Source organism: Phyllobacterium sp. NPDC097923 (assembly GCF_044760925.1).
In the GTDB taxonomy this organism is placed as follows: domain Bacteria; phylum Pseudomonadota; class Alphaproteobacteria; order Rhizobiales; family Rhizobiaceae; genus Phyllobacterium; species Phyllobacterium calauticae.
Map to the genome: position 1 here is coordinate 463,535 of NZ_JBIWBL010000001.1, position 20,759 is coordinate 484,293.

At 58.1% G+C, this 20,759-nt stretch carries 19 protein-coding genes and 1 riboswitch; of the genes, 11 read left to right on the plus strand and 8 right to left on the minus strand.

Translation table 11 applies throughout. The features are described from left to right. The first annotated feature begins 25 nt into the window (after positions 1-25). The 4 genes from ACIQWS_RS02330 (at position 26) to ACIQWS_RS02345 (ending at position 5,296) form a co-directional block, all read left to right on the plus strand. A complete protein-coding gene (locus ACIQWS_RS02330; protein WP_223611899.1) occupies positions 26-1,234 on the plus strand; it encodes an acetyl-CoA C-acetyltransferase in 1,209 nt (402 codons plus the stop codon). Positions 1,235-1,247: 13 nt separating this feature from the next. Further along, entirely contained in the window at positions 1,248-3,470 is a 2,223-nt protein-coding gene (locus tag ACIQWS_RS02335; protein ID WP_346305625.1) for a 3-hydroxyacyl-CoA dehydrogenase NAD-binding domain-containing protein, read from the plus strand. Positions 3,471-3,747: 277 nt separating this feature from the next. After that, complete coding sequence (locus tag ACIQWS_RS02340) at positions 3,748-4,392, plus strand: helix-turn-helix transcriptional regulator (RefSeq protein ID WP_346306006.1); 645 nt, start codon at positions 3,748-3,750, stop codon at positions 4,390-4,392. Between the two features lie 16 nt (positions 4,393-4,408). After that, positions 4,409-5,296 carry a thermonuclease family protein gene (locus ACIQWS_RS02345; RefSeq protein WP_403169851.1) on the plus strand — a complete coding sequence of 296 codons (888 nt, stop codon included), beginning with the start codon at positions 4,409-4,411 and terminating at the stop codon, positions 5,294-5,296. Positions 5,297-5,310: 14 nt separating this feature from the next. On the opposite strand, the gene ACIQWS_RS02350 is transcribed toward ACIQWS_RS02345, so the two are convergent. The 3 genes from ACIQWS_RS02350 to ACIQWS_RS02360 all read right to left on the minus strand — a co-directional run bounded on the left by ACIQWS_RS02350 (position 5,311) and on the right by ACIQWS_RS02360 (position 8,285). Further along, positions 5,311-5,694: a VOC family protein gene (locus tag ACIQWS_RS02350; RefSeq protein WP_403169854.1), complete on the minus strand. Its 384-nt coding sequence runs from the start codon at positions 5,692-5,694 to the stop codon at positions 5,311-5,313. A 37-nt stretch (positions 5,695-5,731) separates the two neighbouring features. After that, positions 5,732-7,390, minus strand: a complete 1,659-nt coding sequence (locus ACIQWS_RS02355; RefSeq protein WP_403169857.1) for a lysine--tRNA ligase — start codon at positions 7,388-7,390, stop codon at positions 5,732-5,734. Positions 7,391-7,496: 106 nt separating this feature from the next. Next, positions 7,497-8,285 carry a transporter substrate-binding domain-containing protein gene (locus ACIQWS_RS02360; RefSeq protein WP_403169861.1) on the minus strand — a complete coding sequence of 263 codons (789 nt, stop codon included), beginning with the start codon at positions 8,283-8,285 and terminating at the stop codon, positions 7,497-7,499. 367 nt (positions 8,286-8,652) lie between these two features. Between ACIQWS_RS02360 and ACIQWS_RS02365 the strand changes: the two genes are divergently transcribed. Continuing rightward, on the plus strand, positions 8,653-10,497 hold the full coding sequence (locus ACIQWS_RS02365; RefSeq protein WP_403169864.1) for a glycosyltransferase: 1,845 nt from the start codon (positions 8,653-8,655) through the stop codon (positions 10,495-10,497). Here the strand turns inward: ACIQWS_RS02365 and ppk2 are convergent. Continuing rightward, positions 10,466-11,308, minus strand: a complete 843-nt coding sequence (ppk2, locus tag ACIQWS_RS02370; protein ID WP_403177388.1) for a polyphosphate kinase 2 — start codon at positions 11,306-11,308, stop codon at positions 10,466-10,468. The genes ACIQWS_RS02365 and ppk2 overlap by 32 nt on opposite strands. 162 nt (positions 11,309-11,470) lie before the next feature. Between ppk2 and phoR the strand changes: the two genes are divergently transcribed. After that, positions 11,471-12,748, plus strand: coding sequence for a phosphate regulon sensor histidine kinase PhoR (phoR, locus tag ACIQWS_RS02375; protein ID WP_403169866.1), 1,278 nt, complete (start codon positions 11,471-11,473; stop codon positions 12,746-12,748). Positions 12,749-12,802: 54 nt separating this feature from the next. Here phoR and ACIQWS_RS02380 read toward each other — a convergent pair whose 3' ends face one another. Beyond that, positions 12,803-13,330, minus strand: a complete 528-nt coding sequence (locus ACIQWS_RS02380; protein WP_223611884.1) for a GcrA family cell cycle regulator — start codon at positions 13,328-13,330, stop codon at positions 12,803-12,805. A 483-nt stretch (positions 13,331-13,813) separates the two neighbouring features. Here ACIQWS_RS02380 and ACIQWS_RS02385 point away from each other — a divergent pair, with 483 nt between their 5' ends. The 4 genes from ACIQWS_RS02385 to ACIQWS_RS02400 are packed head-to-tail and all read left to right on the plus strand — an operon-like array spanning position 13,814 to position 17,226. Beyond that, positions 13,814-15,019, plus strand: a complete 1,206-nt coding sequence (locus ACIQWS_RS02385) for an aspartate aminotransferase family protein (protein ID WP_223611883.1) — start codon at positions 13,814-13,816, stop codon at positions 15,017-15,019. A gap of 9 nt (positions 15,020-15,028) precedes the next feature. Beyond that, on the plus strand, positions 15,029-15,967 hold the full coding sequence (gene argF / locus ACIQWS_RS02390) for an ornithine carbamoyltransferase (RefSeq protein ID WP_346307647.1): 939 nt from the start codon (positions 15,029-15,031) through the stop codon (positions 15,965-15,967). A gap of 1 nt (position 15,968) precedes the next feature. Next, a complete protein-coding gene (locus ACIQWS_RS02395; protein WP_346307649.1) occupies positions 15,969-16,970 on the plus strand; it encodes an Hsp33 family molecular chaperone in 1,002 nt (333 codons plus the stop codon). A gap of 43 nt (positions 16,971-17,013) precedes the next feature. Further along, the gene (locus ACIQWS_RS02400; protein ID WP_162800123.1) at positions 17,014-17,226 is read left to right on the plus strand and encodes an alkylphosphonate utilization protein; all 213 of its coding nucleotides are present in this window, start codon (positions 17,014-17,016) and stop codon (positions 17,224-17,226) included. A 30-nt stretch (positions 17,227-17,256) separates the two neighbouring features. Here ACIQWS_RS02400 and ACIQWS_RS02405 read toward each other — a convergent pair whose 3' ends face one another. The 3 genes from ACIQWS_RS02405 to ACIQWS_RS02415 form a co-directional block, all read right to left on the minus strand. Continuing rightward, positions 17,257-17,565 carry a hypothetical protein gene (locus tag ACIQWS_RS02405; protein ID WP_403169871.1) on the minus strand — a complete coding sequence of 103 codons (309 nt, stop codon included), beginning with the start codon at positions 17,563-17,565 and terminating at the stop codon, positions 17,257-17,259. 79 nt (positions 17,566-17,644) lie between these two features. Beyond that, positions 17,645-18,037: a Co2+/Mg2+ efflux protein ApaG gene (apaG, locus tag ACIQWS_RS02410; protein WP_105736766.1), complete on the minus strand. Its 393-nt coding sequence runs from the start codon at positions 18,035-18,037 to the stop codon at positions 17,645-17,647. A gap of 168 nt (positions 18,038-18,205) precedes the next feature. Then, positions 18,206-19,393 carry an O-succinylhomoserine sulfhydrylase gene (locus ACIQWS_RS02415; RefSeq protein ID WP_403169873.1) on the minus strand — a complete coding sequence of 396 codons (1,188 nt, stop codon included), beginning with the start codon at positions 19,391-19,393 and terminating at the stop codon, positions 18,206-18,208. Between the two features lie 62 nt (positions 19,394-19,455). Next, a riboswitch (SAM riboswitch) is annotated at positions 19,456-19,535 on the minus strand. A gap of 83 nt (positions 19,536-19,618) precedes the next feature. Between ACIQWS_RS02415 and ACIQWS_RS02420 the strand changes: the two genes are divergently transcribed. Then, the gene (locus tag ACIQWS_RS02420) at positions 19,619-20,713 is read left to right on the plus strand and encodes a 2'-deoxycytidine 5'-triphosphate deaminase (RefSeq protein ID WP_223611877.1); all 1,095 of its coding nucleotides are present in this window, start codon (positions 19,619-19,621) and stop codon (positions 20,711-20,713) included. Positions 20,714-20,759: the final 46 nt, after the last annotated feature.

A 20,759-nucleotide genomic window follows, 5' to 3' on the forward strand; every position in this document is an offset into this window, starting at 1 on the left:
GTGCGGTTCGAAAAGGGAGAATGAAATGGCCGAAGCATATATTTATGACCACGTCCGCACGCCGCGCGGCAAGGGCAAGAAGGATGGCAGCCTGCATGAAGTGCCCGCCGTCCGTCTCGGCGCCAAGGTGCTGGAAGCGCTGCGTGACCGCAATGGTCTCGACACGGGGCTGGTCGACGACATCATCTATGGCTGCGTTGATCCCGTCGGTGAAGCCGGCGCTGTCATTCCGCGCTCATCGGCTTTCGAAGCCGGATATGATTTCAAGGCGCCCGGCATGCAGATTTCGCGCTTCTGTGCCTCAGGCCTCGACGCGGTGAATTTTGCCGCCGCCAAGATCGTGCAGGGTGCCGATGACATCGTCATCGCCGGCGGTGTGGAATCCATGTCGCGCGTTGGCATGGGCATGTCCGGCGGTGCCTGGTACATGGACCCGTCGGTGGGCCTTCCCGGTTATTTCATGCCGCAGGGTGTATCGGCCGATCTGATCGCCACCAAGTATGGCTTTACCCGCGATGACGTCGACGCCTATGCCGTTGAAAGCCAGAAGCGTGCCGGGGAAGCCTGGAAGAAGGGCTACTTCAAGAATTCCGTTCTCAGCATCAAGGACCAGAACGGCCTGACCATCCTTGATCACGACGAGCACATGCGTCCGGCAACGGACATGCAGGCGCTGGCGTCGCTCAATCCCTCCTTCGTGATGCCGGGCGAAATGGGCGGCTTCAACGCCGTTGGTATTCAGGCGCATCCGGAAGTTGAGACCATCAACCACGTACACCATGCTGGTAATTCATCCGGCATTGTTGACGGTGCCGCCGGTGTCCTGCTCGGCTCGAAAAGTGCCGGCAAGGCATTGAGCGCCAAGCCGCGCGCCCGCATCCGCGCCTTTGCCAATATCGGTTCCGATCCGGCCTTGATGCTGACCGGTCCGGTCGATGTGACGGAAAAGCTGCTGAAGCGCGCCAAGATGAAGATTTCGGATATCGACCTGTTCGAACTGAACGAGGCATTTGCGGCTGTTGTGCTGCGCTACATGCAGGCCTTCAACATTCCGCGCGACAAGATCAACGTGAATGGTGGCGCCATCGCCATGGGCCATCCACTCGGGGCAACTGGTGCGATGATCCTCGGCACGGTGCTTGACGAGCTGGAACGCCGTGACCTGAATGTGGCTTTGGTCACGCTGTGCATTGGTGCCGGCATGGGCACCGCAACGATTATCGAACGCGTCTGAGGGAGAGCAGAAGATGAGCTATACAAACTTCAAATTCGACGTCGACGCGGACGGCATTGCGCTGGTCACTTGGGATATGCCCGACAAGTCGATGAATGTCTTCACCGAAGAGGTGATGAAGGAACTCGACGCCATCGTCGACCGCGTTGCCAAGGACGAGGCGATCAAGGGTGCGGTCATCACATCCGGCAAGGATACCTTCTCCGGCGGCGCGGACCTGACCATGCTCAAGCGCATGTTCCAGCTGTTCCAGGAGGAAAAGGCCAAAGACCCCAAGAAAGCCGTCGAACTCCTGTTCGAAAACACCGGCAAGATGGGCGGCCTGTTCCGCAAGCTCGAAACATCGGGCAAGCCATGGGTTTCGGCCATCAACGGCACCTGCATGGGCGGCGCATTTGAAATGTCGCTGGCCTGCCATGGCCGCGTTGTCTCCGATGATCCATCGGTGAAGATGGCCCTGCCTGAGGTGAAGGTCGGTATTTTCCCGGGTGCCGGCGGCACACAGCGCGTTCCGCGCCTGACCAACCAGCAGGATGCCCTGCAGATGATGACGACGGGCTCCAGCCTGACTGCCGCGCGTGCCAAGGCCATGGGCCTCGTGCATGAAATCGCGCCGGCAAAGAAGCTCGTCGAAACCGCCAAGAAGATGATCAAGGCCGGTTTGAAGCCAGTCCAGCCATGGGATGAAAAGGGTTTCAAGCTCCCCGGTGGTGCGATCTATTCGGCAGCGGGTGCCAATCTCTGGCCGGCTGCGACAGCTATCCTGCGCCGCGAAACCTATGGCAATTATCCCGGTGCGGCCGCGATCCTGAAATCCGTCTATGAAGGCCTCCTCGTGCCCTTCGATACCGGTCTGAAGATTGAGCAGCGCTACTTCACCAACATCCTGCAGAGCACGGAAGCGGGTATGATGATCCGATCGCTGTTCGTTTCCCTGCAGGAACTGAACAAGGGTGCGCGCCGCCCGGCCGACGTCAAGCCGACCAAGTTCAAGAAGGTCGGTGTCATCGGTGCTGGTTTCATGGGAGCAGGTATTGCCTTTGTCACAGCCAAGGCAGGGATTCCCGTTGTGCTGATCGATCAGACGCAGGAAGCCGCCGACAAGGGCAAGGCGCATACGGCTGAGCTGATCACCAAGGATATCCAGCGTGGCAAGGCGACGGCAGAAGACAAGGAAAAGCTCCTTGGCCTGATCACCGCCACCACGCAATATGCCGAGCTTGACGGTGCCGACCTTGTGATCGAAGCCGTGTTCGAAGACCGCGATGTCAAGCGCAAGGCAACGGAGCAGGCGGAAGCCGTGCTGAAGCCTGCGGCCGTGTTTGCCTCCAATACCTCGACCCTGCCGATCACCGGCCTTGCCAAGGTATCAGTGCGTCCGAAGAACTTCATCGGCATCCACTTCTTCTCGCCCGTCGACAAGATGATGCTGGTCGAGGTTATCCTCGGCAAGAAGACCTCGGAAAAGGCATTGGCGGTCGCGCTGGATTATGTGCGTGCGATCAAGAAGACGCCAATCGTCGTCAACGATACACGCGGTTTCTATGTCAATCGCTGTGTTCTGCGCTACATGTCGGAAGCCTACAACATGCTCGTTGAAGGCGTTCCGCCTGCAATGATCGAGAATGTCGCCCGCATGGCAGGCATGCCGGTCGGTCCTCTCGCGCTCAATGACGAGACGGCCATCGATTTGTCGCAGAAAATCCTCAAGGCGACACTTGCCGATCTTGGACCGAAGGCCGTCGATCCGCGGCATGTGGAGCTGGTCAACACGCTTGTCGACAAGTACGACCGCCGTGGCCGCAAGAACGGCAAGGGCTTCTATGACTATCCGGCCAAGCCGGCCAAGAAGCATCTGTGGCCGGAATTGAAGACGCTCTATCCGCAGCAGGACGCCGACAAGATCGATGTGGACGTGCTCAAGCAGCGTTTCCTGTTCACCATCGCGCTGGAAGCGGCCCGGGTCATGGAAGAGGGGATTGTCACCGATCCGCGCGAAGCGGATGTCGGCTCGATCCTGGCGTTCGGCTTTGCACCTTATACGGGCGGAACGCTGTCCTATATCGACGGTATCGGCGCGGCGAAGTTCGTGGAAATCGCCAAGGGCCTGCAACGCAAATACGGTGCCCAATTCAAGGCGCCGAAGCTGTTGCTCGACATGGCCGAGAAGGGCGACACCTTCTATGAGCGCTTCAATCCCTATCCGGTTGAAGCCAAGAAGAAAAAGGCGGCCTGACTGGGATATGAGGGGATCACTTGCTGATCCCCTCATTGCAGTTGGTGCGTGGTTCGACAAGCTCACCATGAGGGGAGTGATTTGGCTGCAAGGCTAATCGCAAACGTTGCAGAATAGTGCTCCCTGCAATCCTCTCCCTCCCTCATGGTGAGCTTGTCGAACCACGCACAAGTCCTCTCGCAATATAAGAAAGTTTTCCGCGTTTTATCTCGACTTTTCCCCAATTCCCTCCTAAAACTTTAGTGAAGGTATTTTTTCCTTTATCTGGAAGAGTCCCATGTTCTCACATGACCGTATCTGGGCGGCCATCGATGCGCTGGCAGAACGTCATTCGCTGTCCGTTTCGGGTCTGGCGAAGCGCGCCGGGCTTGATCCGACCACGTTCAACAAATCCAAACGCTATGCGGTCGACGGCCGTGCCCGCTGGCCGTCGACGGAATCGCTGGCCAAGATCATGGAAGCGACGGGCGCTTCGCTCGATGAATTCATGACGCTGGTTGTCGGCGGCAAGGGTACAAGGGCCGGCATGGGTGCCATGCGGTCCGTGCCGCTTCTGGGGTTTGCGCAGGCGGGCGCCGGCGGCTTCTTCGACGATGGAGGATTCCCGGTCGGCCAGGGCTGGGATGTGGTTGAGTTTCCCGTTGGTTCCGGGGAAGCGGTCTATGCGCTGGAGGTTTCCGGGGATTCCATGCTGCCGCTTTATCGCGACGGCGATACGATCATTGTCGCTCCTGGCGCTCCGGTGCGCCGCGGCGACCGCGTCGTGGTCCGCACGAAGGAAGGTGAGGTCATGGCGAAGATTCTGACGCGCCAGACCCCACGCACCATTGAACTGCAATCGATGAATCCGGAGCATGCCAACCGGACGTTCGATGCGGTTCATATCGACTGGATTGCCCGAATCCTGTGGGCTAGCCAATAACAGGGAGCCATTTCCCATGCGCCGGATACCGCTTTACGTTCTGACCATTCTGGTCGGACTCTGTCTGGCCTATGTCTTTATCTCCCCGTTCTATATCGGGCTGCCAGCAGCAGGTGTAAGCGGGCAGGACGTGACGATTGCCCCCGAAAATTTTCAGGTACCGGCTGATACAGGTGAGGCCGCGCCGGACACACCGCCGCAACCGCCGGAATCTGCACCACCTCCGGCACAAACCGCCACTGCCGCACGGCAGGTCGATCCGGATGGATTTTCGATGACCGGCAAGGAATCCGGGCCGTTGCAGCGTATCGAACCACGCCAACCCTTGAGTGACATGGGCCACGCGACCCCGCCTGCACCCCCTCCGCCTCCTGTGCCTGTCGATACGACGGCACGGCCCAAACTGCTTTACCGCCCGGTAGCGACGGCCGCAGGAACCGTGGATGTCTCAGGCTACAGGATCGCCATCGAGGGGATCAATGTCGTGCCGCCGGAAGAAACATGCGCTGTCGATGGCGGGACGTCGTGGCCATGCGGCACGGCGGCCCGCACTGCCTTCCGCAACTGGCTGCGTTCGCGCGCCATAGAATGCAATGTTCCCGACCTTCCTCCGGAAGCGCTCGTTTCCACCCAGTGCAAGCTTGGCACGACCGATCTGGCCGCATGGCTTGTTGACAATGGCTGGGCGAGAGCCAGTGACGGCTCGCCCCTGGCCGATAATATGAAGAAGGCTGAGGAGGCAAAACGCGGTATTTTCGGCAGCCCGCCGCCATCGCTTCCCGCCACCAGCGACTTGCCATCTCCCGTTGCCGCTGGCGAGCTGCCGCTGCCATCGGCAGAACCACAGCCGGCACCGCTGGCTGTACCCGCTCCGGATGCGCCGTTCCCGCCAAAGCCGCAGTAGAAAGCCTCGAGGTGTCAGCCTTCGTGGCAGACGGCCTCGATATTGTGGTTGTCCGGATCACGCACGAAGGCGCCATAATAGTCCGGATGGTAATGGGGGCGCAGCCCTGGTTGGCCATTGTCGTTGCCGCCAGCTTCCAGAGCTGCCTTATGAAAGGCATCGACGAGTGCGCGCGTGTTGACGCGAAATGCAATGTGAGCCGGTGGATTGTTCGCGATGCCGCTGGCGATCCAGAAATCGGGCTTGCCGCCTTCGCCAAAGCCGGCAACGTCGGCACTCCCGGTCACGGATGCCGGGAACTCGAGGATCAATTCATAGCCAATGGCCGCGAGGGCTTTCTGGTAGAACTTTTTGCTCTCGTCGAAATTGCTGACATTCACTCCGATATGGTCAATCATTCCGTCCTCCCTCGATTTCGCTCCAGATATGGAGCAACTATGCCAGTTGGCCCATCAACGCCTTTTTAATGAGGGCCCGCGTTTCGGCGATGCCGTAAAGCGCGACGAAGGAACCGAACCGCGGCCCGCGTTCCTGTCCGATCAGCAGTTCATAGAGCATCTGGAAAAACGACACCGATACGCCGGGCCCGCCTTCCGGGCTCTTCTTGGTGTGATCCTGATAGCGTTCGATGCCACGGGCAACATCCAGCATGGCGTTCTGGATGGCATTGCCATCCGCATCCGCCGGCAAGGTGGCAAGCTGCGCATCAATACCCTTCAAGGCCGCAAGCTCAACGTCGTCCGCGGGGCGGAACTTCTTGGTCGGCTTGACGAAATCGTTGAAGTAACGGATCGCATAGGTGACGAGCTCGTTCAACTTCGGGTTGTTTTCCTGCGTCACGCCAGGCGCATAGCGGGAGATGAACCCCCAGAGAACGTCGGCATTTTCGGCATTCGACGCGCTGACGAGATTGAGCAGCATGGCAAAGGGCACCGGCATGTCGAGCACGGGCGGATTGCCGTAATGCTGATGCCAGACCGGATTGCCGAGGCGCTCCTTCCATTCCTGCCGCTGATAGGCGGACAGGAAGGTGAAATACTCGTCCACGGCCTTCGGGATCACGTCGAAATACAGCTTCTTCGCCGTCTTCGGCTTCTGGAACATATAAAGTGCCAGACTTTCGGTCGGCGCGTAGGTCAACCAGTCATCGATGGTCAGGCCATTGCCCTTCGACTTGGAAATCTTCTGCCCCTTGTCATCGAGGAAGAGCTCGTAATTGAAGCCTTCGGGCGCCCTGCCGCCAATGGCGCGGCAGATCTTGGACGACAGGGTCACGGAGTCGATGAGATCCTTGCCGGCCATCTCGTAGTCAACGCCAAGGGCGGTCCAGCGCATGGCCCAGTCAGCCTTCCACTGGCACTTGACCTTGCCGCCGGTCACTTCCGTTTCGACGTGTTCGCCGGTATCGGGGTCTTCATAGGTGATGGTGCCCTTCTGCACATTGCGGGCGATCATCGGGACCTGCAGGACAACGCCGGTGCGCGGGCTGATCGGCAAGAAAGGCGAATAGGTTGCCCGGCGTTCCTCACCCAGGGTGGGCAGGATGATGTTCATGACATCATCATAGGCCGCCAGCATCTTGAGCAATGTCTCGTCAAACCGGCCGGAAGCGTAATAGTCCGTTGCCGAGGCAAATTCGTAGTCGAAACCGAAACGGTCGAGAAACGCCCGCAGCCGCGCGTTGTTGGCCGCACCAAACGATGGATACTCGTTGGAGAACGGGTCGGGAATGCGGCTAAGCGGCTTGCCCAAATGCGAAGCCATCATCTCCCGGTTCGGCACATTGTCCGGAACCTTGCGCAATCCGTCCATGTCGTCCGAGAAGCAAAGGATCTTTGTCTTGACGCTGTCCTTCGTCAGGACACGAAAGGCATGACGGACCATCGACGTGCGCGCGACTTCGCCGAACGTGCCGATATGCGGCAGGCCGGACGGGCCGTATCCTGTCTCGAACAGGATCGAGTCGGGATAGCCGGACTTTTCATAGCGTTTGATGATCTTCTGCGCCTCTTCGAAGGGCCATGCTTTGGCCTCTGCTGCCGCCGCGATCAGCTCGGGGGTCAGTTCGATTTGGGTGTTTGGGCGCGAAGTCATTCTTGGTTTCCTGTTTTCCTGCCATGTGGTGAAGCGCGCGGACACTATGGCGGCAGCTTCGCCGCGTCAATTGCCACGGCGTCACACAAGGCTTTTGCATGCGGTTTCAATAAAAATCGACGGGGAAGTACCGTAGATAGAGTTCGGAGGTCGTGCCCTTTTCCTCCATGGATTTCAATGCAAAATTGAAGGCATCGACGAGATCGGTGTTCTTCGCGGTTGTGGCAATCATCATGCCGTCGCCCAGAAACTGTGGTGCGATATACGGGCCGCCGGAAAATGTGCAGCAATTCTGCGCTTCCGGGCTGCCGATCCAGAACGACAGGTCGGATCCGTCGCCAAAAACCGCATCGATTTTCTTGTCGCGCAAATCCTTCAGCATCAACGCGCGTGTGGGATAGCCGACCCATCTGTCCCTGGGGAAGTAATCGGTGAAAATCGCCTGATGCACCGACCCGTCCACGACGCCAACCACTTTCTTGTCGAGCTTGTCTGCTAGAGGTTCCTCCAGCGTCGTTTCCTTCAGGGTGACGAAACGGGCAGGCAGCCGCATGTAGGGGGCGGTGAATGCAAACTTTTCACGCAATTGCGTCGTGGGCTTCAATCCGGCGATAATGGCCTCGGCCTCGCCGTTTTCCACGGTCTGCTGAAGTTCATTCCATGGACGCGCTTCGATCTGGCAAATCGCGGTCACATTCAGTTCGCTGCAGATGGCCCGCACCAGGTCGATGTTGAAACCGGATATCCGTCCGCTGGCATCGATGAAATTGAACGGAGGGTAATCCACCGTGGTCACAAACCGGATGCGCTCGACCGTCGAAAGATTTGGCTTGGCAACATGTTCCCGGCCATCCCAATAGTGCGGGAAATCCGATGCTGCACTGATTTGAGACAATCCTGCCCCAAGGAAAACTGCCGTGCAAAAAGCGATTGTGCGGATATGCATTCGATTTGAGAAGCCCATGTGATTTGCCCGAAGAGTAGCATGGGTGATCCTGACATGACAGGTTTGATGGCCGTCCTGTGCCGCTGCACAGAGTGATGGACTGCAATAGGTGCCGTTCTTCGACTTATGAAGAATTGCCATTGGTATAAAGAGGCCTGACAATATTATTCTTCGCTTATAACGCTATAAATTGTTCCGAATTTTATTTTCAATTTTGAATTGTGAGTTGAGTTCATGCTGTTGGCGTTCACTCTACAAAAAACACGCGCCTTGACGGTCGATAATATTCAAAGATCAGGCTCTCGGTAGAGGGAAGATGCTGCATCGAGACATCGAAGTGGCTCTGGCCGCGCGTCTCTACCGCGCCGGATTGGCGAAAATCCTGATCGTACGGGCCTTCAGGGATTCCATTGCCGGCAACACGTCCTTTATTGACGAACTCTATGCCAGCGTTCGCGGCAAAGATGCGCTGATCGGCCAATGTATCGCCGACATAACAGGACTGGCTTTTGAAGCGGCACCGCAAACAACCGGTATTTTTCTGCGATCGAGCCCGGATATCACCATTCTGCCGCACGCACGCATTGCGACGACACTCAACCACGACAGCAATGCATTGACCTATATTGCGCCGACAATCGCCGACATTGCTGTTGTCAAAGGCTATCTGTCGAGCCGCAAAGAGCTGGCTGGCCGCTTGAGCGTGACCACGCCCTCAGGGGTGCGCGCGCTTCTCAGGGCCGGGCATCAGCATCTGCTAGCCGATAGAGCCGCAAGAATGATCGAAGACTCCCGCTGCGAATACTCGGCCAAAACTGTCCTGACTGCTCAGCAAGGCATCCTGATCGGTATATTGGCAAGCTGTCTGCTGCTGGACGCCTTTGAGAAGCAGCAGCTGAGCTGGAAGGGTGCGCATGTCATTCTCTCGCTGTTCTTTCTTGCCTGTGTCCTGCTGCGGTTGGTGGCATGCAAAAATGCGCGGGGCGACAATCCGTTACCCCTGCTGGCAATAAATCCTGCAGAGCTTCCGGTCTATACGGTTATGATCGCACTGTATCAGGAAGCAGACATTGTTCCACAGCTGGTCAGAGCCATGCTGGCGTTGAACTGGCCGCGATCAAAGCTTCAGGTTCTCTTCCTCTGCGAAGGGGATGACGCGGCGACACTCGCCGCATTGAGGCGCCAGGGGTTGCCTCAGTCCTTCGATATCATTTCCGTATCCGGATATGGCCCGCGGACGAAGCCAAAGGCGCTCAATTACGGGCTCTTGCTGTCGAGGGGAGCGTTTGTCGTGGTTTACGATGCCGAGGATCGCCCCCACCCAGACCAGTTGCTGGAAGCCTTTCAACGGTTCCAGCGCGCCGATGAAAAGCTCGGCTGCCTCCAGGCTCCGTTGAAGGTCGCCAATGCCCATGAAAGTCTTGTGGCGCGTCTGTTCGCCTTCGAATATGCGGCGCACTTCCAGAGCTTCCTGCCGTGGCTTGCGCATCGCGGGCTGGTCTTGCCCCTTGGCGGCAGCTCCAATCATTTTCGTTACGATTGCCTGACCGCCATCGGAGGCTGGGATCCGCATAACGTTACGGAGGACGCGGAGCTCGGAACCCGTTTGGCGCGTCTGGGGTATCGGACGGATATGATCGAACGCGCGACGATCGAGGATGCGCCGACTGAAATCGGCATCTGGTTTCGCCAGCGAACGCGCTGGTTCAAGGGCTGGATGCAGACGTGGCTTGTGCAGATGCGCCAGCCATTTACCCTTCTCGTCCAGTTGGGCATTCTGCGCTTCGTCGTCTATCACCTCCTGGCGGTGGGGATGATCGTTTCATCCCTGCTCTATCCCGTCACGCTGCTGTTTATGCTCTCGGTCACCTTGTGCTGGCTTTCCGGAAGCGATGTCTTTGCCCGGCATCGGGATATTCTCTGCATCGATCTCATCAATATCGTGATGGGGTATCTCTCGTTCCACCGGCTGGGGCAGCGCGCGCTGGCGGGCAAGGGGATGCCCGGCAGGATCCTGCCATGGATACCGCTCTACTGGTTGCTCATGTCCCTTGCGGCATGGCGCGCTTTGGGGCAGTTGAACACACGGCCTTTCCTATGGGAGAAAACGCCGCATCGGCCCGCACGATCTACTCAAGAAACCCCGGACCGGACCCAATGATCAGAGCGTCTTCATTGCCGATCACCCCGACATCCCGGCCCTTGTAGGGCAAGCTCAGCAAAACCCGGCGGATAACGGCGATGCGTGCACGGCGCTTATCATTGGAGCGCACCACGGTCCATGGCGCATGGGCCGTATGGGTCCGGGCCATCATTTCGTTCCGGGCGTTGGTGTAGTCATCCCATTTTTCGGCACCGGCGATATCCATCGGCGAGAACTTCCAGTTCTTCAACGGGCTGTGGCGTCGATCGTGAAAACGTTTCAACTGCATGATCTGGCCGATATTGAGCCAGAATTTGAAGAAGAAGATACCGTCGGCAACGATCATGCGTTCGAAGCCGGGTGTTTCCTCGAGGAACGATTCATGCTGTTCCGGCGTACAGAAACCCATGACGGGTTCAACACCAGCGCGATTGTACCAGGAGCGGTCAAATGTGACGAATTCGCCCTTTGTCGGAAAATGCGAGACGTAGCGCTGATAGTACCATTGTCCGCTTTCGGTTTCCGTGGGCTTGGGCAGGGCAACGTTGCGCGCATTGCGGGGGTTCATGTACTGGCGCAAGGTAAAGATCGTTCCGCCTTTGCCGGCGGCATCGCGCCCTTCGAAGACGGTCATCACGCGGCCGCCGGTTTCCTGCAGCCAGCTCTGCATTTTGACCAGTTCAATCTGCAGCTGCTCAAGTGTTTTTTCGTATTCGGCCCTGTTCATTTTATCCGTGTAGGGAAAGTCACCGGACGCAAGGGCGCCGTCGTCAATCCAGTCCGGCAGTTTGGCATCGTCGATATCGAAACTCCGCTTCTTCCCATCGATCCTGAGTTTAAGCGTTGTCTTACCGACATGTGGCTGGTCGGATTTCTCTTTCGAATTTTTGGCCAAGACAGTCTCCCTCAATTGACATGAAGCCATGTTATTGGGACAGCGTTGTGGCGTCCAGTGTCGATGACAAGCATGGCAGGGCAGGGAGTTGAACGCATGAGCATATTCGGTTCAGGGCAGGAAAGCCGCGGTTTGCGGCAAAGGGCGATGCAGCGGATCATTCGCGCGCGCTATATTCTTGGTGCCGCTGCCTTTCTCACCGCGCTCGTTCTGAATTCCGGCGTGTCCTTGTGGCTGAGCTTTGCCATTCTGATGCTCCTGCTTCTGGGCGTGGTCGCCTTGTCGGCAAGCATTCCGCGCAGCGACGACACCAACCGTGCGCAGCCGGACAGCGATCCGGCGGTCTTCCGCCTGTCCGGTCAGCAGCTTGCGGCGCAATTGCCCGATCCCCTGATCATCTTTGATCACGAAGGGACAATTCTTTACGTCAATCCGGCGGCCAACGGCGCTTTCGGGCCTCTGGCGCGCGGCGGTACGCTGCTCCTGCATTTCCGCGCACCGGAGATGCAGACGCTGGTCCAGTCGGTCATGTCGGATGCGCAGGCCGGATCGATCGACTACTCCGAGCGTGTCCCGGTTGAACGCTGGTATCGCGCCACAGTGCTGCGTCTGGATCAGGGCGGTTCCGACCGCCAGTATCTCCTGTCATTCCGCGATCTGACCGAGGCACATCGTTTGGAGCGCATGCGCTCGGACTTCATCGCCAATGCCAGCCATGAATTGCGCACGCCGCTGGCGTCACTCAGCGGTTTCATTGAAACGCTGCGCGGTCCGGCGCGCAACGACGCCGTTGCCCGCGATAATTTTCTGGAGATCATGCAGAAGCAGGCTGAGCGCATGGCACGGCTCATCGATGATCTTCTGTCCCTGTCGCGCATCGAAATGAAGGCCCATATCGCGGTGAAGGACCAGGTGGACCTGACCATCGTTCTCAATCATGTGGTGGACACTCTCCGCCCGCTCGCCACGAACCTCGACATTGAAATCGAGCGACACATCGATCCCGGGCCGGTCATGGTCCTCGGCGATCGGGATGAACTGACGCAGGTTTTCCAGAATCTTCTGGAGAACGCCTGCAAATACGGCCAGTCCGGCAAGAAGGTGGTTGTCGAGCTCAAAAACAATGGCGAGGGGATCAAAGCCACTATTCAGGATTTTGGCCCTGGCATACCGGAAGAACATATACCGCGGCTGACCGAACGCTTTTATCGCGTCAATATCGAGACGAGCCGGGCCCAGAAAGGCACTGGCCTCGGTCTGGCAATCGTCAAGCACATCCTGACGCGGCACCGGGCCCGGCTTGTCGTTCGCTCCCGCGTTGGCGAAGGCTCATCGTTCACGGTTGCCTTCGGCCCGCAGAAAGCCAAGGCTTGACGCCAACAAAAAAGGCGCCTGACGGCGCCTTTCCCTATCTATGTGCCTTGCCGATTACCGGGCGCGGCGGCGATCGGACGCCGGCTGATAGGCCAGGCGGGCATGATAGGTGCAGTACGGACCGCCTTCGCCGACATCATTTCCGCAGAAGTGAAAATCAGGCTGCAACGGATCGCCCATCGGCCACTTGCAGGTGCGCTCACTGAGCTGCACCAGCTCAAGGCGCCGCGAGATCGGCACCACCACATCCGTCGAGGGCTTCATCACGGTCTGCGTAACCGTGTCGACAAAATATTCCTGCTGTAGCGCTGTTGCGCCAACGCTCTTGGTCACAACGCGGCTCGTCATCTGCGCCGACGTGCTGACGCTGCTGCGGTGTCCGGCTGAAGCGGTCGTGTTGACTTTCTTGCTGCGTGTCTGGGTCGATGTGGTCTTGCCGCGGCCTGACAGTTTCAGGCGGTGCACCTTGCCGATGACCGCATTGCGGCTGACGCCACCCAGCTGTGCTGCGATCTGGCTTGCGCTCAGACCTTCGGCCCAAAGCTTCTTCAGCTGTTCTACGCGCTCATCTGTCCAGTTCATCTTCCTTGGCTCCGTATTGTGCGGACTCTAGGCTGAATCCTTCCCTCACATCTGGATTGCTCCAGATTGCAGATACTATATCTATCCAGGTGACGAGGTCCGCCGCACGAAATCTAGCTATTCCGTTTCTCAAGCTACAATATGCGATGACTCTGTGACAAGAGTCGGGCGTGGGAAGCGGCTTGCTTTTTTGGGTTTTCCCCAACTTGCACGTGAAAACGCGGCATAAATGACATTTCTCGCAAATCCCGTCGCTTTTCGTATGGCCGGTTGGCTACAGATTTGAAAACCTTATGGAAAGACCGCTTCGCGCGGACGCACTGTCGCGGCTATGTTTTTGAAGTGTTCATTTGACAATTGCGGATTGAATGATGATATTACCAGCGTCAGGCCGCCCTTGTGGGCGGCTTTTTGATTTCATCGCTGCCGGTTTCTTCTTAGCAAACAGCAGATCAAAACAGGGTATTGGAGGCCCGAAACGACATGACGGACGCAAACGCGCAACCGCTATACGACACTTTTGCTCGTGCGGATTTGCGCTTTGAGCGAGGAGACGGTGTTTGGCTGACGACCGAGAGCGGCGAACGCTATCTGGATTTCGCTGCCGGCATTGCCGTCAATTCGCTGGGTTACTCGCATCCGCATCTCGTCGAAACCCTGAAGACCCAGGCTGACAAGCTCTGGCATCTGTCCAATATTTATGAAATTCCGGGGCAAAGGCGTCTTGGTCAGCGTCTCGTGGACAACACGTTTGCCGACAAGGTGTTTTTCACCAATTCCGGGGCGGAAGCGCTGGAATGCGCGATCAAGACCGCCCGGCGCTATCACTATGTCAACGGTCACCCGGAACGGTTTCATATCATCACGTTCGAAGGCGCGTTCCATGGTCGGACGCTGGCAACGATCGCTGCCGGCGGCCAGGAAAAGTATCTCGAAGGCTTCGGCCCCAAAGTCTCCGGCTTTGACCAGGTGCCCTTTGGTGACGAGAAGGCATTGAAGGCGGCCATTGGTCCCCAGACCGCTGCCATCCTGATTGAACCGATCCAGGGCGAGGGCGGTGTGCGTCCCGTGCCGGATGAGGATTTGCGCCGTCTGCGCAAGATTTGCGACGAGAACGGCCTGCTGCTGATCCTTGATGAAGTGCAGTCCGGTGTCGGACGCACGGGCAAGTTCTTTGCATATGAGTGGTCGGGTATCACGCCCGATATCATGGCTGTCGCCAAGGGCATCGGCGGCGGTTTCCCGCTCGGCGCCTGTCTCGCAACGGCCGAGGCAGCCAAGGGCATGACAGCCGGCGTGCATGGCACGACCTATGGCGGCAATCCGCTCGCCATGGCCGTCGGCAATGCCGTGCTCGATGTCATTCTCGCTGACGGCTTTTTCGAGCATGTGCAGCAGGTCGCCCTCTTCATGAAGCAGGGCCTTGCCTCGATCTCCGATCGCTATCCCGAGGTTATTGCGGAAGTACGCGGCCGCGGCCTGTTGATGGGCATCAAGAGTGTTGTTCCCAATACAGCGCTCGTTCAGGCCCTGCGTGATGAACACCTGCTCACCGTTGGTGCCGGCGACAACGTCATTCGGTTGCTGCCGCCTTTGGTCGTGACCGAAGAAGAGGCCCGTGAGGCCCTTTCCCGGATTGAAGCCGCTGCCGAACGTCTGTCGGTCACGGCCCGGCAGAAGAGTGCGTAGGGAACTGTCATGACAATCAAGCAGGACCTCCGTCACTTCACGGATATCTCGGCGCTTTCTTCCGGTGTGTTGCGTTCCATTCTTGATGATGCGCGCGCGCGCAAGAACCGCCTCAAGGCAGGCAATATCGAAAAGCCCTTTGCAGGCAAGGTGCTTGCGATGATTTTCGACAAGCCTTCGACGCGGACCCGCGTGTCCTTCGATGTCGGCATGCGCCAGCTGGGCGGCGAAACCATCATGCTCACCGGTTCCGAAATGCAACTCGGCCGCAGCGAGACCATTGCGGATACGGCAAAGGTGCTTTCGCGCTACGTCGATATCATCATGATGCGCACGACGACCCATGACCGGCTGATCGAAATGGCTGAGAATGCCACGGTTCCCGTCATCAATGCCCTGACGGACGACACGCATCCTTGTCAGATCATGGCCGATATCATGACGTTCGAAGAACATCGCGGTCCGGTCAAGGGCAAGACGTTTGCCTGGACAGGCGATGGCAACAATGTGCTGCATTCGCTCGTCGAAGCGGCTGCGCGCTTTGATTTCAACCTGAACATTGCCACGCCCGAAGGCAGCGAGCCCGAGAGCAAATATCTCGCCTGGGCCAAGAGCGCCGGCGGCAATGTCAAGCTGACGTCCGATCCTATTGCGGCTGTCGAGGGCGTTGACTGCATCGTCACCGATACGTGGGTTTCGATGGGACAGGAAGGCCGTGCGCGCGGTCACAATGTGTTCATGCCCTATCAGGTCAATGATGCCCTGATAAAGCACGCGCATCCCGATGCCCTGTTCATGCACTGCCTGCCTGCCCATCGCGGTGAAGAAGTAACGGATTCCGTTATTGACGGGCCGCACTCGGTCGTTTTCGATGAAGCCGAAAACCGGTTGCATGCGCAAAAAGCCATTCTAGCCTGGTGTCTCGAAGGAGGTCGCCCGCGTGTCTGATATGCCTGACATCACCAAGCGCTCCGACGAATACGTCTTCGCCGGGGACGATGCGGTTGTGCCGTTCCAAGTCGAGACACTCGATGCACGCGGCCGTGCGGTGCAATTGGGTGCGACGCTGGACGATATTCTCAGCCGACACGACTACCCGGAGCCGGTTGCAAAGCTCTTGGCCGAAGCGATTGTCCTGACCGTGCTCTTGGGAACGTCACTGAAATTCGACGGCAAGTTCATTTTCCAGTCTCAGTCCGCCGGGCCTGTCGACATGCTGGTGGTTGATTTCCGCACGCCGAATTCGGTGCGCGCTTATGCCCGCTATGACGAAGACCGGCTGGCCGAGGCGATCGCCGCACACCGGCTTTCGCCGGAGCAGTTGATGGGGACGGGAACGCTGGCGCTGACGGTTGATCAGGGCGAGTACACCCAGCGGTACCAGGGTATCGTTGCACTCGACGGTTCCAACCTGGAGGAAATAGCCAAGACCTATTTCCGCCAGTCGGAGCAGATTCCGACCGATATCCGCCTGTCCGTCGCCAAGCTCATAGAGCGCGGCGAGGATGGCAAACCCGTCGAGCAATGGCGCGCCGGAGGGCTGATCGTGCAGTTCCTGCCGGAATCCGAGCTGCGTATCCGCCAGCGTGATCTGCCTGCGGGCGATGCGCCGGATACCGACGAGGATGAGGACGATATTGAAGAGGACGATGATTGGGCTGAAGTGAAGGCTCTGGTTGCGACCATCGAGAGTTCGGAACTGACCGATCCGCAGGTGGGTGCCGAACGGCTGTTGTACCGCCTGTTCCATGAACGCGGCGTCCGCGTATTCGACGCCGTGCCGGTGAACGACGATTGTTCCTGCTCGCGTGACAAAATTGCAGGCGTCCTCTCCGGATTTACCGCCGAAGAGATCACGGACAGCATCGAAGATGGCAAGATCAGCGTGACCTGCGAGTTCTGCTCGACCCATTACGAGTTTGACCCCGCGGAATTCCTGCCAAAGAACTGATCATCCGCCAAAGAACTGATCATTCGAACGAGGATTGCCCCCTGTGGACGTACGTGACAGCAACGGAAATGAGCTTCAGGACGGCGATTCCGTCACCTTGATCAAGGATTTGAAAGTCAAGGGAACGTCCGAGACGATCAAGCGGGGCACGCTCGTCAAGAATATCCGCCTGAACGGCCGCGAGGGTGAAGTCGAGTGCAACACCAAACAGGTCAAAGGCCTGGTTCTGAAAACGGAATTCGTCAAGAAGGCGTAGTGCGGCGTCACAACCGCCGCAGGTGAATTGCTATTTCAGCAGCCCGTTGGCGATCCGCCAGGATACCAGCGCCTCGTGGGCAGCGGTGACGGCAACCAGGACAATCAGGAACGCACCGATGATCAGCCATAACGGCCACGGCTTCGCTGAACGTTTGGCGAAGAGGCCGACGACAAGGCCCGGCACAAGCGCCAGCGCCAGAAGTTCGGGCATACCGGCCTTGCCGGCCTGAATGCTTGGCAGGGTATAGCCCATAAAAAGTGCGCCGACACCAATGGCAAAGGTGACAACGGAGCAGGCAAGCGCCTTCAGGTACGGCATTTCAGTTTGGCTGGTCATCAGGGCGTGTACTCATGCATGTGATCAAAATGGCGCTTGCAACGATTGCGCTCTGCAAAGGCAACAGTCCGGTCGAGAATTAATTCAATGTCCGCAATTGATCCGGCAAATCAAGCGAAAAAGCCGGTATCTCGATGTCGAACAAGTTTCCGGTTTCGCTTTCCATGGAATAACGGCCAACCATCACACCGGATGTCGTTGTCAGCGGGCAGCCCGAGGAATACTGGAACGAGTCTCCGGGATTGAGCACCGGCTGTTCACCGATGACACCAGGACCGCGAATCTCTTCGATCTGGCCGTTCCCATCGGTGATTTTCCAATAGCGCGCCCGAAGCCGGACGGTGCCGTCGGATTCATTGGCGATCGTAATCCGGTATCCCCAGACATATCTGTTTTCTTCCGGATTGGACTGCTCCTCCAGATAGAATGGTTCTACGATTACTTCAATATTCTGAGTGACTGCGCGATACATGATAAACCTTGTCTTATCAATGATATTGCGGGTCGTGGCCGTCTCGTCAACCATTACAATACATAAAGATGATTAAATTTAATGTGAATAGCCAACATTCTGCAACGTTTATACTTAAATATACCGCTCCCGCACTGAAATTGGTTTCAGTGCGGGATTGGTCCTGTCTTACTTGGCTGCCTTGAGGGCAGCATCGAAATCCTCGATCAGATCGTCGGCATCTTCCAGGCCAACCGACAGGCGCAGCAGCCCGTCCGAAATGCCAAGTTCTGCACGTGCTTCATCTGTAAGGTTTTTGTGTGTGGTTGTCGCGGGGTGTGTGATGAGACTCTTCGAATCTCCAAGATTGTTGGAAATCCGCACCACTTCCAGTCCGTTCTCGCAATCAAAGGCCGCCTTCTTGCCGTCCTTGAGTTCGAAGGCCACAAGCGTGGAACCACCGGTCATCTGTTTGGCGATGATATCCGCCTGCGGGTGATCCGCACGGCCGGGGTAAATAACCCTGGAAACTGCCGGATGGTCCGCGAGGAAGTCAGCAATTTTCGTCGCACTTTCAGTTTGCTGGCGGACGCGGACGGGCAGGGTTTCAAGGCCCTTCAGCATGATCCAGGAATTGAAGGGGCTGAGACCCGGGCCGGTGTGGCGGAAATATTCGTGGAGGTTTTCGTCGATCCATTTCTTGTCGGAAAGGATGACGCCGCCAAGACAGCGTCCCTGGCCTTCAATATGCTTGGTGGCCGAATAGACGACGATGTGGGCGCCAAGTTCCAGCGGTTTCTGGAACAGCGGGGTCGCAAACACATTGTCGACAATCAGCTTGGCGCCGACGGAATTGGCGACCTTGGCCACGGCGGCAATATCGACGATCTCGAGGGTCGGATTGGTCGGGCTTTCCAGGAACAGCGCCTTGGTGTTCGGGCGGATGGCCTTTTCCCAGTTCTCGGCCCTGGAGCCGTCGATCAAGGTGAAGTCCACGCCATATTTCGGCAGGAGCGTCTCGATGATGTAGCGGCACGAGCCGAACAGGGCGCGCGCTGCCAGAACGTGGTCTCCGGCCTTGACCTGACACAGGATTGCCGCCGCAACCGCAGCCATTCCCGAAGCCGTTGCGCGCGCATCTTCCGCGCCCTCGAGCGCGCACATGCGCTTTTCGAACATATCGGTTGTCGGATTGGCGTAGCGCGAATAGATGAAGCCGGGTTCTTCGCCCTTGAAGCGGGCTTCGGCAGCTTCCGCCGTGTCATAGACAAAGCCCTGGGTGAGGAAGAGGGCTTCCGATGTTTCACCGAAACCGGAGCGCAAGGTTCCGGCATGAACGAGTTGTGTCGCGGGGCGCAGCTTACGGGTTGTGGTCATCGTCTTCTCAATCTGCCAGAATCTGGCCAATAAAAAACCGGCCTTGCGGGAATCGCAAAAAGGCCGGACGAGACCGGGCCTCTTTTAGCAAATTGTTTAACGTGGCTGCAAGCCGGCCGGCCAAATCACCACGGGATAAAATTGCTTTAGTCCTCTTGGCGGCTTGCGTCAATCGGGTGAGACGCTAAAGCTTTTGGGAAATTATATGAGGTTTCGGCGGTCGATATGAGTATACGTGAAGCGGGCATTCTGGCGGATAGCGGCATCAGGGCATTGCATCAGGCCGGTGCACTGAAAACCGAGCGTGATTTCGACGCTGATCAGATCCAACCGGCCAGCCTGGACCTGCGCCTGGGCACGAAAGCCTATCGCGTGCGCGCCAGTTTCATGCCGGGCCCCGGAACCCCTGTCATCAACAAGCTGGAAAAACTCAAGCTGCACGAGATCGATCTCAGTCACGGTGCCGTGCTGGAAACCGGCTGTGTCTATATCGTCCCGCTGCTGGAAAGCCTGGCGCTGCCCGCCGGGGTTTCGGCATCGGCCAATCCCAAGAGTTCGACCGGCCGTCTTGATATTTTCACCCGCGTCATCGTTGACGGGGCACAGGAATTCGACAAGGTGCCGGCCGGATATAATGGCCCGATCTATCTCGAAGTCAGCCCGCGTACCTTCCCGATTGTCGCGCGGGCAGGATCGCGTCTCTCGCAGATACGCTTCCGCACCGGACGGGCGCAGCTCGACGAGACGGAACTGACTGCACTGCATGCAAGCGAGACGCTCGTGGCGTCGGACACGCCGAACATATCGGGCGGCGGCATTGCCCTGTCCATCGATCTGACCGGCGATGCGAACGGCCTCGTCGGTTATCGCGGCAAGCACCACACCGGGGTGGTGGATGTCGACAAGCGCGGGGCGCATGACCTCTTCGATTTCTGGGAGCCGATCCATGATCGCGGCGCGCGCGAACTGGTGCTCGATCCCGATGAATTCTACATTCTCGTGTCGCGTGAAGCCGTGCATGTTCCTCCGCTTTATGCGGCGGAGATGACGCCGTTCGATCCGCTGGTCGGCGAATTCCGCGTCCACTATGCCGGGTTCTTCGATCCGGGTTTCGGGCACACCGCCGCAGGCGGAACCGGCAGCCGCGCGGTGCTTGAAGTGCGCAGCCACGAGGTGCCATTCATTCTCGAGCATGGCCAGATCGTCGGCCGCCTGATCTATGAACATATGCTGGAGCGGCCCAAGGCCCTTTATGGCACCGACCTCGGCTCGAACTATCAGGCGCAGGGCCTGAAACTCTCCAAACATTTCCGGTCATGAACCGCGGTTGATTGACAAGACGCCGATTTGACGGCCTGGATGTATT